The 14,792-nt window shown below is 67.4% G+C and carries 11 protein-coding genes; 7 read left to right on the top strand and 4 right to left on the bottom strand.

What is annotated here, in order from left to right; translation table 11 throughout:
- Positions 1-61: 61 nt before the first annotated feature.
- Positions 62-1,987 carry an NHL repeat-containing protein gene (locus C5F75_RS17935; RefSeq protein ID WP_060012051.1) on the top strand — a complete coding sequence of 642 codons (1,926 nt, stop codon included), beginning with the start codon at positions 62-64 and terminating at the stop codon, positions 1,985-1,987.
- 13 nt (positions 1,988-2,000) lie between these two features.
- Here C5F75_RS17935 and C5F75_RS17940 read toward each other — a convergent pair whose 3' ends face one another.
- A complete protein-coding gene (locus C5F75_RS17940) occupies positions 2,001-4,163 on the bottom strand; it encodes a TonB-dependent siderophore receptor (RefSeq protein WP_104012510.1) in 2,163 nt (720 codons plus the stop codon).
- Positions 4,164-4,568: 405 nt separating this feature from the next.
- Between C5F75_RS17940 and C5F75_RS17945 the strand changes: the two genes are divergently transcribed.
- Entirely contained in the window at positions 4,569-5,015 is a 447-nt protein-coding gene (locus tag C5F75_RS17945) for a hypothetical protein (RefSeq protein WP_059575492.1), read from the top strand.
- A gap of 167 nt (positions 5,016-5,182) precedes the next feature.
- On the opposite strand, the gene C5F75_RS17950 is transcribed toward C5F75_RS17945, so the two are convergent.
- Both C5F75_RS17950 and C5F75_RS17955 read right to left on the bottom strand, forming a co-directional pair.
- Positions 5,183-6,148: a PDR/VanB family oxidoreductase gene (locus C5F75_RS17950; protein WP_104012511.1), complete on the bottom strand. Its 966-nt coding sequence runs from the start codon at positions 6,146-6,148 to the stop codon at positions 5,183-5,185.
- Positions 6,145-7,224 (bottom strand): aromatic ring-hydroxylating dioxygenase subunit alpha, encoded by a 1,080-nt coding sequence (locus C5F75_RS17955; RefSeq protein ID WP_104012512.1) that lies wholly within the window; start codon positions 7,222-7,224, stop codon positions 6,145-6,147. The genes C5F75_RS17950 and C5F75_RS17955 overlap by 4 nt, the downstream gene beginning before the upstream one ends.
- A 201-nt stretch (positions 7,225-7,425) precedes the next feature.
- Between C5F75_RS17955 and C5F75_RS17960 the strand changes: the two genes are divergently transcribed.
- The gene (locus C5F75_RS17960) at positions 7,426-7,914 is read left to right on the top strand and encodes a MarR family winged helix-turn-helix transcriptional regulator (RefSeq protein WP_104012513.1); all 489 of its coding nucleotides are present in this window, start codon (positions 7,426-7,428) and stop codon (positions 7,912-7,914) included.
- Positions 7,915-7,961: 47 nt separating this feature from the next.
- Here C5F75_RS17960 and C5F75_RS17965 read toward each other — a convergent pair whose 3' ends face one another.
- Positions 7,962-8,708, bottom strand: a complete 747-nt coding sequence (locus tag C5F75_RS17965) for a TetR/AcrR family transcriptional regulator (protein WP_059575485.1) — start codon at positions 8,706-8,708, stop codon at positions 7,962-7,964.
- A gap of 170 nt (positions 8,709-8,878) precedes the next feature.
- Here C5F75_RS17965 and C5F75_RS17970 point away from each other — a divergent pair, with 170 nt between their 5' ends.
- From C5F75_RS17970 to C5F75_RS17985, 4 genes are read left to right on the top strand one after another with little or no spacing between them, the layout of a single operon-like run.
- Positions 8,879-10,060 carry an isovaleryl-CoA dehydrogenase gene (locus tag C5F75_RS17970; RefSeq protein WP_059575483.1) on the top strand — a complete coding sequence of 394 codons (1,182 nt, stop codon included), beginning with the start codon at positions 8,879-8,881 and terminating at the stop codon, positions 10,058-10,060.
- 31 nt (positions 10,061-10,091) lie between these two features.
- On the top strand, positions 10,092-11,699 hold the full coding sequence (locus C5F75_RS17975; RefSeq protein ID WP_059575480.1) for a carboxyl transferase domain-containing protein: 1,608 nt from the start codon (positions 10,092-10,094) through the stop codon (positions 11,697-11,699).
- 18 nt (positions 11,700-11,717) lie between these two features.
- Entirely contained in the window at positions 11,718-12,503 is a 786-nt protein-coding gene (locus C5F75_RS17980) for an enoyl-CoA hydratase/isomerase family protein (RefSeq protein WP_059575479.1), read from the top strand.
- Between the two features lie 36 nt (positions 12,504-12,539).
- Positions 12,540-14,540, top strand: a complete 2,001-nt coding sequence (locus tag C5F75_RS17985) for an acetyl/propionyl/methylcrotonyl-CoA carboxylase subunit alpha (RefSeq protein WP_104012514.1) — start codon at positions 12,540-12,542, stop codon at positions 14,538-14,540.
- Positions 14,541-14,792: the final 252 nt, after the last annotated feature.

Genomic DNA, 14,792 nt, shown 5'->3' on the forward strand with positions numbered 1-14,792 from the left:
ACCAATATTTCACGCGCCGCGATTTACAGTGTCGACGATGGTTCGTCTGGGAGCATTATTCATGTCAATGAAACAAATCCGCGCGGCGTTGCTCGGAATGTGCATCGCGATGCTGGCGCCGGCGAGCCACGCGCAGGCGCAATACTCGACCGACTGGCTCGCGAACACGTACGGCACGCTGGCCTCGCACGTCGGCAACGGCGCGCGCTCGATGTGGGTCGCGCCCGAAGGCGTGATCTACACGGCGTCGCGCTGGGACGAGAACGCGGGCGGCGTCGCGATCTACCAGAACGGCCAGCCGCTCGGCACGATCGGCATTCACGACGAATTCCACGGCGGCGCGATCACCGGCAATTCGACGTCGCTGTTCGTCGCGCTCGGCTACAACCGCACGTTCGGCAGCGGCTCGGTGGGCCGCTACAACCGAAGCACGAACCAGCGCGACCTCCGCATTCCGGTCAGCACGTGGACGGGCATCCAGTATGCGGACGTGATCACGGGCCTCGCGACGACCGGCAACCTGCTGTACGTGAGCGACTTCTACGGCAACCGCGTGCGCGTCTACACGACCGACGGCGTATGGCAGCGCGACATCGGCGTCACGGGCCCCGGCGCGCTGGCGCTCGATGCGGCCGGCAACCTGTGGGTCGCGCGCAAGAGCGCGGGCGTCGTCGCGCAGTTCAGCCCGACCGGTGCGGCGATGAACACGCTCCAGATGGCGGCCGGCGCGCGGCCGGCGTCGCTGTACTTCGATGCGCCGATGGGCCGGTTGATGGTGGGCGACGAAGGGCCCGACATGAACATCAAGGTGTACGGCGGGCTGCCCGGGTTGCCGGTGCAGGTCGGCACGTTCGGCGTGCAGGGCGGCTATCTCGACACGACGACGGGCATCAAGGGGCAGGTCGGCGACAAGCGCTTCACGCGCGTCGCGGCGCTCGGCAAGGATGCGGCCGGCAACCTGTACGTGCTGAACAACGCTTGGGGCGGCGGCTGGGATCTCGGCCGCAACGGCAGCACCGATCTGCATTCGTACAGCCCGGTCGGCACGCTGCAGTGGAAGCTGCAGGCGCTGAACTTCGAGGGCGTCGCGGCGCCCGACCCCGCGACCGACGGCGCGTTGTTCTTCAGCGGCAACAACGTGTACACGGGCACCGCGGGCGGCACGTTCGTCGCGAACACGATCGACCCGTTCACCTATCCGAAAGATCCGCGTCTCGACATGAACGACTATCAGCGCGGCCAGCACTTCGGCCAGCTCGTGACGGTCGGCGGCAACCGGATTCTCGTCGCGTCGGGCCAGAACCCGGGCAACTTCAACTTCTATTACTTCAACACCGCGAGCGGCTATATCGCGATTCCGGCCGGCTCGCTGCCCGGCAAGCCGTTCAACACGACGCTGCAGGTGACGGCCGGTTTCGACATCGACGGCAACGGCGACGTGTGGGCCGGGCTGAACGGCTCCAACGTGATCACGCGCTATCCGATGACGGGCTTCGACGCGACCGGCAAGCCGTCATGGGGCAAGCCGGTGACGACGCCCGTGCCGAGCAGCGTGGCGCCCGTCACGCGCATCATCTACCAGGCCGACAGCGACACGATGATCCTCGCGCAGGGCCTCGCGGGCAACTGGGACTGGACGGCGATGAACGGGCACATCGAGGTCTATCGCGGCTGGAAGAACGGCAACACGAGCGCGCCGAACCCGGTGATCAACCTGACGAGCGCGAACCCGAAATCGATCGCGGCGGCCGGGCACTATCTGTTCGTCGGCTATGTGCACACGGTGCCGAACATCGACGTATTCGACCTGAACACGGGTGCGCTCGTCACGACGCTGACGAACTCGAATCCGTCGGCGATGGACGTCGGCAACGACGTCGACTCGATGTACGGCGTGCGCGCGTACCTGCGCTCGAACGGCGAGTACGTGATCACGAAGGACAACTACAACGGGTCGAGCATCGTCGTGTATCGCTGGCGTCCGTGACCGCGCGGGCCCGTCAGAACGATACCGTCGTCGTCAGCGTGACGAGTCGCGGTTCGCCGACCGCGACGATCAGGTTGCTGTTGCTCGACGGATAGTAGGTCTTGTCGAGCAGGTTCTTCACGTTGAGCTGGAAGCGGGTCGGAAACTTGCCGATCGTCGTTTCGTAGGCCGCGAATGCGTCGACGGTCACGTAGCCGGGCAGCGTGAAGCTGTTGGCGGTGTCGCCGGAGCGCGCACCGACGAGACGTGCGCCGCCGCCGAAGCGCCAGCGCCCGGGCAAGTTCGCGATGGCCGTGTCGTATACCGCGAACAGGCTGCCGGTGTGGCGCGCGACGTTGACGAGCGGCGTGTTGCTGTCGCGATCGTTCGCGTTCGTATACGCATAGCTGCCGATCACGCTCAGGTGGCGCGTGATCTGCCCGGCGACGTCGAGCTCGATCCCGCGCGAGCGCGCGGTGCCGATCGTCGACGTGAGGTCGCCGACCGTGACCGCGACGTTGCGCTTGTCGATCTGGTAGACGGCGAGCGTGCCCGTGATCGCGGGCTTCAGGCTGAACTTCAGCCCGGCCTCGAGCACGCGGCCGTATTCCGGCGCGAGCGGCGCGGCAACGTTCGACGCGACGTTCGGCTTGAACGAGCGGCTCACGTTCGCGTAGGCGGTGAGCGCCGGCGTCAATACATACGCGAGCCCGAACTGCGGCAGCCAGACGCTGCCGTGCGAGCGGTCGGCGAACACGAACGGCCGGCCCATCCCCGACTCCTGCTGCCAGTTTTCCCATCGCAGGCCGCCGACCGCGGTGAGGCGTTCGGTGATCTTCACCGAGTCCTGCACGATCGTCGAATACGCATGCACGACCGAGCGCGAATCGCTCTGCTTCGCGTTGGGTATGCCGCCCGGCGCGAGCAGGCCGTACACGGGATCGTAAAGATCGAAGCCCGTCGTCGCCTTGCCGCGGATCGTGTCGCCGCGGAAGCTGCGCTGCCGCTCGTATTCGCCGCCGACGTAGATCGCGTGTTGCATGCCCGCGAGCGTCACGTTGCCAAGCAGGCCGAGCGTCGCGATCTGGTCGGAGTCGTTGCGCCCGAGGTTCGCATCGGACGAGCGCGTCAGCGCGCCGGTCCTGCTGTTGAACGCGGTGGCGCGGGTGAGGTATTGATCGTAGCGATCGCGGCCCCAGCCGTAAGTTGCGCGCACGCGCCATGCATCGGAGAAGCGGTGTTCGATACGCGTACGCAGCGTTTCCTGGATGCCGCTGCTTTGCGACCACGCTTCCTCGTAGCGGCGATAGCGCAGCGCATCGTCGAGCTGGCCGTTCACGAGCACGGTGCCGCGGTCGAACGGCATCGTGTAGTCGACGTACTGGTAGCTGACGTCGATCGACGTGTTCGCGTCGTGCCACGACAGCGCGGGCGCGATCAATGCGTTGCGCTCGCGGCCGAAGCTGCGCCAGTAGCGGCTCGTGTCGTGTTCGCCGGTCAGCCGGAATGCGAGCGTGCCGCCCGCGATCTGGCCAGGCTTGCCGAGCGGGCCCGTGAGATCGAACTGTGCGCTGCTGCCGCCGTGGTTCGTGCGCGACGCGGAGATCGAGCCGCCGAACGTGTCTTCCGGCTTGCGCGTGACGAGGTTGATCACGCCGCCCGGGTCCTGCATTCCGTACAGCAGCGAAGCGGGGCCCTTCAGCACTTCGACGCGGTCGATCGTCGCGAGATAGCTGTGCAGCACCGGCGTGCGCACGCCGTCGACCAGCACCGAGCCGTCATTGTTCGACCCGAAGCCGCGCTTGATGAACGCGTCGCGCGTGCCGCCGAGCGTGTTGGTCTGCGTGACGCCGCTGATGTTGCCGAGCACGTCGTCGAGCGAGCGCGCCTGCTGGTCCTGCATCACGCTGCTGCTGACCACCGCGACCGATTGCGGAATCTTCTTCAGCGCCCGGTCGTCGCCGCCCGCGATGCTCGTCGTGCGCGGCCGATAGCCGATCGTCGGGTCGACGGCGGCCGATGCATTGACGCTGATCGCCGGGAGTTCGTGTTCGGCGGCGGTCGCAGGTGCGGGTGCAACGGGTTCGGTGCCGGCCGCATGCGCGCCGCTCGCGACGCACAGGGTGAGCAGGGCAGGCAGGCGCGTGCGCCACGGACGCGCGGCCCGGGCGCGGCAGGACATTCGACGGGATGGCATGAATCGATGCGGGAAGAGGAATGCTAAGGATCGCGGCGCGGGCCGCGACATTGCGTTGCGTACAGGACGCGCATGATATATGTAATGAGAACCATTTGCAATTGTAATGGGGCGGCAGGACGATGCTCGGCCCTCGGTTGCCGGCCTGTCGGCCGTCTGCTACCGTAGCGGCCAAAATCAGACGCAGTGAAATTCAACGAGAGAGAACCGGGGGCCGCACCATGTCATCTTCCTGCCACGTCGCATTCAGCGCGACGCCATGCGCCGCGCGCGACCACGCGGGCGGATGAAGTGATCGCAGCCGCGTACCGCCATTCGAACGATTAAATCAACGGAAGCGAATTCAACCGGCATCGCGCCGGGTTCGATCATTTCAACCACCACGCTGGACGGGAGAGACCACCCATGAAGAAGATTTCCGCACCATTCGCGGCGGCCGCGCTTGCTGCCTGCACGCTGCTGGCGGGCGTTCACCAGGCGGCCGGTGCGGCGTCGAACGCCGAACCCGCGATCGACGCGCATTACGGCGCCGTGATCGAGGCCTATACGCGGGACATGGCCGCCGCGAAGACGAAGTACGACGGCAAGCGCCTCACGTTCGTCGGCGCCGTGATCCGGATGGGTAGCGACCCGGGCGGCACGTACTTCGGCGCGCTGACGGCCGACGGCGAGCAGTTCGACACGCATTTCGACGTGGCCGACCAGGGCGCGCTGAAGCCGAAATTCCCCGGCGGCGAGATCAAGCCGTTCGTCACGTCCGCGGCTTTCCGGTTCAGTTGTGTGAACGAAGGCTATATCGACGCGCCGGTGCTGCCGGGGTTGAAGCTGACGCATTGCCGGCTCGCCGATTGAGCAGAGCGATGGGCGGCGCCGGCGTGCGAGGGTCACGCGGATTCGGGTTGCAGCACCATCGATCGGTCGGGAATTCAGGTGTATTGACCGACGGCGGGCAGGATTCGCCATTGATCGTTTCCGTTATCGTGGTCGGCCGCCGCGCGTCTGGCAGCCCGTCTGCCGCTCTACAGATCGAGTACCAGCAGGTCGGTGCGCGACCGCGAGCAGCAGGGCATGAACTGGTCGCCGGCCGCCTTTTCGTCGTCGGTCAGATATGAATCGCGATGATCGGGCTCGCCTTCGAGCACGCGGGTCAGGCAGGTGCCGCACACGCCTTGCTCGCACGAGGTCAGCACGTCGACGCCGTGCGCCGCCAGCGCCGCGATGACCGTGCATTCGGCCGGCACGTCGATCGTCTGGCCGCTGCTCGCGATCCGGATCTGGAATGCGCGATCGGCGCCGGATCGCGTGACCGCGCCGCCGAAGAATTCGTAGTGCAGCCGCGCTTCGTCCCAGTGGCGCTCGCGCGCGGCGTTCAGCACCGCCTCCATGAAGCCGCGCGGGCCGCATACGTACAGATGCGTGCCTTCGGGCGCGGCCGCGAGCACGGCGGCCAGGTCGAAACGTTGCGCCGGGTCGCCGTCGTCGACGTGGAAGCGGGTGCGATCACGGAAACCGGCTGCGTTGATCCGCTCGACGAAGGCCATGCGATCGGCCGAACGCGCGCAGTAGTGCATGTCGAACGGCGTGCCGGTCGAGAACAGCCGTTCCGCCATGCTCAGAATCGGCGTGACACCGATCCCGCCGGCGAGCAGCAGATGGTGCGGTGCGTCGGAGGCGAGCGGGAATTGATTGCGCGGCATGCCGATCCGCACGGTATCGCCTTGCCGGACTTCGTCGTGAATCGCGCGCGAGCCGCCGCGGCCTTCGGCCTCGCGCAGCACAGCGATCTGATAGCGATCGCGTTGCTCGGGGTGATTGCACAGCGAGTACTGGCGGACGAGCCCGCCCGGCAGATGCACGTCGATATGGGCGCCGGCGTCGAAGCGCGGCAAGGGCGAGCCGTCGTCGCTGACGAATTCGAAGCCGCAGATGTCGCGCGCTTCCCGCCACTTGCGGGCCACCCGGACCGTCAACGTCGCGTCGCTCATGAGGCCTCCTTGACGTGCGCGACCGGAATCGCGGGCCGCGGCGGGCTCGCCGCGTTTTCGGCGGCGAGCAGCCGGTCGATCACCTTGCGCGACAGCACGCCGCCGGCGTCGATGTTGAGCTTGAGGAGCGTGCGCTCGGGCCACTGCTCGAGATTGCGCTGCTGGCGCTCGAGCATCTCCAGATCCTCCGCGAAGATCTTGCCCTGGCCTTCGCGGATCTCGGCGGTCAGCGTGTCGTCGTCCGGCCGGAAATTGCGCGCCATCCCCCAGAAATACCAGATCGACGTGTCGGTTTCGGGCGTGATGAAGTCGACCACGATCGACGACGCCTTCTTGTCCGCCGGCGCGTCGTAGCCGCCGTGGCCCGCATGCGCGACGCCCACTTCGATCATCACGTGGCTCGGGGGCGTGAAGCGGCAGATCTGCCAGCGGTCGACCGGCACGTCGTCGGCGAGCCCGTTGCCGCGCAGCGCCATCCGCCAGAACGGCGGCGGCATCACGTTCTGCATGAAGCGGCTCGTGACGACTTCGTCGCCGTGGCCGGTCGTCTTCGGCGGCGCTTCGTCGATTTCCTTCTGGCCGATGCTCGTCGCATGCACGTACGTCTCGTGCGTGAGGTCCATCAGGTTGTCGATCATCAGCCGGTAGTCGCAGCGGATGTGATACAGGCCGCCGCCATGCGCCCAGGCCGGATCCTCGGCCCATGCCAGCGCGGGCAGCTTGGCGGGATCGGCCTCCGACGCATCGCCCGGCCACACCCACACGAAGCCGTACCGCTCGACCGCCGGAAAGCTGCGAATCGACGGAAAACCGCCGACGCGCTGGCCCGGCATGCCGGCCGTCTTGCCGTTGCAGCCCATTTGGAGCCCGTGATAGCCGCACACGAGCACGCCGTCGCGCACGAACCCCAGCGACAGCGGCGCGCCGCGGTGCGGGCAGAAATCCTCGAGCGCGGCGATCTGGTCGTCCGCCGCGCGGTAGAGCACCATCGATTCGTTGCAGATCTTGCGGCCCAGCGGCTTGCCGTCGATCTCGTCGGGCGTGCACGCCACGTACCAGGCATTCTTGAGAAACATGTTCCTTGTCTCCTTCGGGGCGGTGCCGCCGGGGAAGCGGCCCGATCTTCATTCCGTGTACTGAATGAGATTCAGTGTACTCACTGATAGGGGGCGGGACAAGGCGAGCGGTATACTGGTTTTCCCGGGAAATGGCGCGAGACAGCGCCATGCCGACGGCGCGCGCAACCGGTGCGCGCCGCCTATGTCATCGACTCATCCATGGAAAAAACGAATCCCGCCGACCTGCCGGCTTTCCCGATCGACCTGTACGACGAACCCGGGCACCTGATCCGGCGCGCGCACCAGATCGCGGTTGCGATGTTCTACGAGAAGCTCGGCCGGGACGTGACGCCCGTGCAGTACGCGGTGCTGCGGATGCTGTACGAGAATCCGGGGCTCGATCAGGTGACGCTCGCGCAGCGGGTCGCGCTCGACACGTCGACGACGGCCGATCTCGCGGTCCGGCTCGAGGCGAAAGGATTGATCGTCCGCGAAGTGCTGCCGCGGCGTCAGCGGCGGCTGCTGCTGACGCCGGCGGGCGTCGAGTTGCTCACGCAGCTGATTCCCTCGGTGAAGGAACTGTGCGCGGGCCTGTTCGACGGGATGGGTGAGGACGATGCGGAGGAACTGATGCGCCTGCTGCGCAAGTTCGTCCATTTGAACAACGAGCAGAGCCGCGCGCCGCTGCGGGTGAGCGAGGATTCGTAGCGGCGCCGGGCGACGGCGCGGAACGGCGGCGCGCGCTGCGCCGGCCGTCACCCGCGTGACGCTTCGCCTTCCAGCCGCCGTACCGCTTCCGCGACTTCGTTCCTGAAGCGCACGAGCGCCGCCTGTTCCGGCGCCGGCGGCTGCACGGCCGCCCACAGCATGTCGATCAACTGCGTGGCCGTCGTTTCGGTATCGAGCTTGCGGTGCCCGAGGATCGCATCCCACAGCACGTGCTCCATCGGCCCGAACACCATCGAGCGCAGCAGGCTCAGCGGCAGATCCGCGCGAACCTGCCCGGCCGCCTGGCCGCGCGCGAGCACGTCCATCAACGGCGCCGTGTAGCGGCGCTGCAGCGCGGTGAGCTCGTCGCTCAGCGCATGCTGCTTCGCGCGGCCTTCCGACAGCACCAGCGCGCACAGCCCCGTGCCGTTCACGAGCATCAAGCGCAGATGGGTGCGCACGATGAACGCGAACTGCTGCTGCACTGACGCGTCCCGCGGCATCCCGTGTTCGAACGCGGCGATGATTTCGTCGTACCAGTCGGCGATCACACGCGCGCACAGCTCGCGCTTGCCGCGGAAATAGCTGAACACCGTCGCCTCCGACACGCCCACGCGCTGCGCGATCTCGGCGGCCGTCGCATGCTCGTAACCTTTTTCGGCGAACACTTCACGGCCGGCGCGCAGGATGTCCTGCACGCGCTGCTGGGATTTGCGCCCGGCGGGGGCGCGCGACGCGTCGGCGCGATCGGCTTTGGCGGTGGCGGTCATGGTGTCGGCGGGAGCGGCTGTCATCTTCGCATCATATCTGAGTATCACTCAAAAAACTATTGACGGCGAACCGGGCGAGGCGCGAAACTGTGCAAAATTTCCGCTGTATTGGTCAATGAATCGGCGTATTCATTCGATCTGAGCGAAACTCAGAAATCGGTGAGTGCGACACACTTTCTGGAGACGGAGGAGACATGATCAACCTGCCCGGCGTGCAATTCATGCTCGGTGAAGACATCGAGATGCTGCGCGACGCCGTCGCGACGTTCGCGGCGAAGGAAATCACGCCGCGCGCGGCGGAGGTCGACCGCACCGACCAGTTTCCGATGGATCTGTGGAAGAAGTTCGGCGATCTCGGCGTGCTCGGGATGACCGTCTCCGAGGAATACGGCGGTGCGAACCTGGGCTACACCGCGCACATGGTCGCGATGGAGGAGATCTCGCGCGCGTCGGCGTCGATCGGCCTGTCGTACGGCGCGCACTCGAACCTGTGCGTGAACCAGATCCACCGCAACGGCACCGACGCGCAAAAGCGGAAGTACCTGCCGAAGCTCGTGTCGGGCGAACACATCGGCGCGCTCGCGATGAGCGAGCCCAACGCCGGCTCCGACGTCGTCAGCATGAAGCTGCGCGCGGACAAGCGCGGCGACCGCTACGTGCTGAACGGCACGAAGATGTGGATCACCAACGGCCCCGATTGCGACACGCTCGTCGTGTATGCGAAGACGGACATCGAAGCCGGCCCGCGCGGCATCACCGCGTTCATCGTCGAGAAGGGGATGAAGGGCTTCTCCGTCGCGCAGAAGCTCGACAAGCTCGGCATGCGCGGTTCGCACACGGGCGAGCTCGTGTTCCAGGACGTCGAGGTGCCGGAAGAGAACATCCTCGGCCAGCTGAACGGCGGCGTGAAGGTGCTGATGAGCGGCCTCGACTACGAACGCGCGGTGCTGTCGGGCGGCCCGACGGGCATCATGGCCGCGTGCCTCGACGCCGTGGTGCCGTACATCCACGACCGCAAGCAGTTCGGCCAGGCGATCGGCGAATTCCAGCTGATCCAGGGCAAGGTCGCCGACATGTACACCACGTTCCAGGCGTGTCGCGCGTATCTGTACGCGGTCGGCCGCCATCTCGACTCGGCGGGCAGCGACCACATTCGCCAGGTGCGCAAGGACTGCGCGGGCGTGATTCTCTACACGGCCGAGAAGGCGACGTGGATGGCCGGCGAGGCGATCCAGATTCTCGGCGGCAACGGCTACATCAACGAATACCCGGTGGGCCGCCTGTGGCGCGATGCGAAGCTGTACGAGATCGGCGCCGGCACGAGCGAAATCCGCCGGATGCTGATTGGCCGCGAGCTGTTCGCGGAAACGATGTAACGCCCCACGTCACGCGAACGGAGCCCCGTCGATGCCGATCATCGAATCGAAACTGAACCCGCGTTCGGAAGACTTCCGCGCGAATGCCGCGGCGCTCGAGGCGCTCGTCGCCGACCTGCGCGCGAAGATCGAACAGCTCGCGCAGGGCGGCGGCCAGGCCGCGCGCGACAAGCACCTGTCGCGCGGCAAGCTGCTGCCGCGCGATCGCATCGCGCAACTGCTCGATCCGGGCGCGCCGTTCCTCGAGTTCTCGCAGCTCGCGGCGAACGGCATGTACAACGACGACGCGCCGGGCGCGGGCGTCATCACCGGGATTGGCCGCATCGCCGGCCGCGAATGCGTGATCGTGTGCAACGACGCGACGGTCAAGGGCGGCACCTACTATCCGATCACCGTGAAGAAGCACGTGCGCGCGCAGGAGATCGCCGCGGAAAACCGGCTGCCGTGCGTGTACCTCGTCGATTCGGGCGGCGCGAACCTGCCGAACCAGGACGACGTGTTTCCCGATCGCGACCACTTCGGCCGCATCTTCTACAACCAGGCGACGATGTCGGCCGCGGGGATCGCGCAGATCGCCGTCGTGATGGGCTCGTGCACGGCCGGCGGCGCCTACGTGCCGGCGATGAGCGACGAGTCGATCATCGTGAAGGACCAGGGCACGATCTTTCTCGGCGGGCCGCCGCTCGTGAAAGCCGCGACCGGCGAGGAAGTGAGCGCCGAGGATCTCGGCGGCGGCGACGTGCATACGCGCCTGTCGGGCGTGGCCGACCATCTCGCGCAGAACGACGCGCATGCGCTGTCGATCGCACGCACCATCGTCGGTCACCTCGCGCCGAAGATCGCGTCGCCGGTTCAGCTTCGCGAGCCGAAGCCGCCGCGCTACGACGCGAAGAGCCTGTACGGCGTGATCCCGGCCGATACGCGCAAGCCGTTCGACGTGCGCGAGGTGATCGCGCGGATCGTCGACGATTCGGAATTCGACGAATTCAAGGCGCGCTACGGCACGACGCTCGTTACCGGCTTCGCGCACATCTGGGGCCACCCGGTCGGAATCGTCGCGAACAACGGCATCCTGTTCTCCGAATCGGCCGTGAAGGGCGCGCATTTCATCGAGCTGTGCTGCCAGCGCAAGATCCCGCTCGTGTTCCTGCAGAACATCACGGGCTTCATGGTCGGCCGCAAGTACGAGAACGAAGGCATCGCGCGGCATGGCGCGAAGATGGTGACGGCCGTGTCGAACGCGAAGGTGCCGAAATTCACGGTGATCATCGGCGGCTCGTTCGGCGCCGGCAACTACGGGATGTGCGGCCGCGCGTTCGGCCCGCGTTTCCTGTGGATGTGGCCGAACGCGCGCATCTCGGTGATGGGCGGCGAACAGGCGGCGTCGGTGCTCGCGACCGTGCGCCGCGACGGCATCGAGGCGAAGGGCGGCGCATGGTCGCCGGAAGAAGAGGAAGCATTCAAGCAGCCGATCCGCGACCAGTACGAGCGCCAGGGGCATCCGTACTACGCGAGCGCACGGCTGTGGGACGACGGCGTGATCGATCCCGCGCAGACGCGCGACGTGCTCGGGCTCGGCCTCGCTGCGTCGATGAACGCGCCGATCGACGACACGCGCTTCGGCGTGTTCCGCATGTAACGCCCGGGAGGCAGACCGATGCGATACGAAACGATCAAGGTAAGCGAGGCCGGCCGCGTGGCGACCGTCACGCTCGCGCGTCCCGACGTGCGCAACGCGTTCAACGAGACGACGATCGCCGAGCTGACCACCGCGTTCGAATGGCTCGATGCGCACGAAGGCGTGCGCGCGATCGTGCTCGCCGCGGAAGGCGCCGCATTCTGCGCGGGCGCGGACCTGAACTGGATGAAGAAGATGGCCGGTTACTCGGACGACGAGAACCGCGCCGATGCGCGCAAGCTCGCGCGGATGCTCGAAGCGATTTATCGCTGCGGCAAGCCGGTGATCGCGCGCGTGCACGGCGACGCGTATGCGGGCGGCGTGGGCCTCGTCGCCGCGGCCGACATCGCGATCGCCGCCGACGGCGTGAAGTTCTGCCTGTCGGAAGCGCGGCTCGGGCTGATTCCGGCGACGATCGCGCCGTACGTCGTGCGTGCGATGGGCGAGCGCGCGGCGCGCCGCTACTTCACGACGGCCGAAGTGTTCGACAGCGCGCGCGCGGCGTCGCTCGGCTTCATTCACGACGCGGTGCCGGCCGACGCGCTCGACGAAACGGTCGCGAAGCTGGCCGCGACGCTCGTCGCGAACGGCCCCGACGCGGTGAAGGCGTGCAAGCGGCTCGTCGCCGACGTGGCCGGCCGGCCGCTCGACGCGATGCTGATCGAGCAGACCGCCGACTGGATCGCGAAGACCCGCGCCGGCGCGGAAGCGCGCGAAGGAATCGCGTCCTTCCTCGACAAGCGTGCGCCGTCGTGGCGTGAATGATCGCGTGACCCCAACCTTCCGGACGACATCGAAGCCATGTTCGACAAGATTCTGATCGCCAACCGCGGCGAAATCGCGAGCCGCGTCGCCGCGACGTGCAAACGTCTCGGGATCGCGAGCGTCGCCGTCTATTCCGACGCGGATGCGAACGCGAAACACGTGGCCGCGTGCGACGAGGCCGTGCATATCGGCGGCTCGGCCGCGGCAGACAGCTACCTGCGCGTCGAGCGCATCATCGAAGCCGCGCGCGCGACCGGCGCGCAGGCGATTCACCCCGGCTACGGCTTTCTGTCGGAGAACGAAGATCTCGCGCACGCATGCGAAGCGGCCGGCATCGTGTTCATCGGGCCGCCGGTCGACGCGATCGCGGCGATGGGGTCGAAGGCCGCCGCGAAGGCACTGATGCACGCGGCCGCCGTGCCGCTCGTGCCCGGCTATCACGGCGACGACCAGGACGCGGCCAGCCTGCATCGCGAAGCCGACGCGATCGGCTATCCGGTGCTGCTGAAGGCGAGCGCGGGCGGCGGCGGCAAGGGGATGCGCGTGGTCGAGCGCTCCGACGATTTCCCGGCGGCGCTTGCGTCGTGCCAGCGCGAGGCCGCGAGCAGCTTCGGCAACGACCGCGTGCTGATCGAGAAATACCTGACGCGCCCGCGCCACGTCGAGGTGCAGGTGTTCGGCGACACGCTCGGCAATACCGTGTACCTGTTCGACCGCGATTGCTCGGTGCAGCGGCGCCACCAGAAGGTGCTCGAGGAAGCGCCGGCGCCGGGCCTGCATCCGGACGTGCGCCAGGCGATGGGCGAAGCGGCCGTCGCGGCCGCGCGCGCGGTCGGCTATGTCGGCGCCGGTACCGTCGAATTCATCATGACGGGCGAATCGTTCTACTTCATGGAAATGAATACGCGCCTGCAGGTCGAGCATCCGGTGACCGAGATGGTCACGGGGCTCGACCTCGTCGAATGGCAACTGCGCGTCGCGGCGGGCGAGCCGCTGCCGTTGAAGCAGGAAGAACTGCGCGTGAACGGCCATGCACTCGAGGCGCGCCTGTACGCGGAGAATCCCGCGCGCGGCTTCCTGCCGTCGACGGGCACGCTGAAGCATCTGCGGTTGCCGGCCGGCGTCGAGTTCGCCATCGGCGCTGCGGTGCGCGTCGACAGCGGCGTGCGCGAAGGCGATGCGATCACGCCGTTCTACGATCCGATGATCGCGAAGCTGATCGTGCACGGCGCGGACCGCACGGAAGCGCTGGGCCTGATGCTGCGTGCGCTGCGTGCGTGCGAAGTGGTCGGCCTGCATACGAACGCCGCGTTCCTGCAGCGGATCGTCGCGTGCGCGCCGTTCGCGACGGCCGAGCTCGATACGGGCCTGATCGAGCGCAACCACGATGCGCTGTTCGCACCGCAACAACCGCCGCGTGCGGCGCTCGCGCTGGCTTGCGCGGCGTTGCTCGCACGCGAACGCGATGCGGCCGCGCACGAGGGTGCGTCGCCATGGCGCGCGCTGTCGAACTGGCGGCTGAACGGCGGCTATCGCCGCACGCTCGAATGGCATGCGACCGATCGCGAAGCGGACGTGACGGTGACCTGCGAGGACGACGGCGCCGGCACGTGCATCGCGATCGGCGACGCGGCCGCGCAACCGTTCGCGTGGACGCGCGGCGCCACGCCGCTCGATTTCGACGTGACGCTCGGCGGCGTGCGCAGCAGCGGCCGCGTGTATGCGGACGGCGACACGTTCCACGTGTTCACGCAGGGCGCGGCCGAGACGTTCGAATGGCGCAACCTGCTCGCGCATGCGGGCGACGCGGAGCACGGCGGCGGCCGCCTGACCGCACCGATGCCCGGCAAGGTGATCGCGGTGCTGGTCGAGCCGGGCCAGAAGGTCGAAGCCGGCACGCCGCTGATCGTGATGGAAGCGATGAAGATGGAACACACGATCGGCGCGCCGAGCGCAGGCGTCGTCGCGGAAGTGCTGTACGGCGTCGGCGACCAGGTCGCCGACGGCGCGCAGTTGCTGATGATGACGGAAGGCTGAACCGGCCTTGGCCTTGTGCGCGGGCCGGTTGCCGTCGCGGCCGGCCCGCAAAAAATGCGTTGCGGTTCACCGTACGCCCGTCGTCTGGACTGCGCGGCTTCGATAGCGCCGACACATGAAGCAGGACGCGTGATTCGCGCCAGTCTTTCGAACGCCTTACGACCTTCGCTGCTCCTCCCACACCTTCGGGTGCCGTCCGCTGCGCGCACCTCGATCTTCCCGCCACTCGACACCATCGTGTAACAAGTCGAA

The organism is Burkholderia anthinoferrum (assembly GCF_002925705.1).
Taxonomy (GTDB): domain Bacteria; phylum Pseudomonadota; class Gammaproteobacteria; order Burkholderiales; family Burkholderiaceae; genus Burkholderia; species Burkholderia semiarida.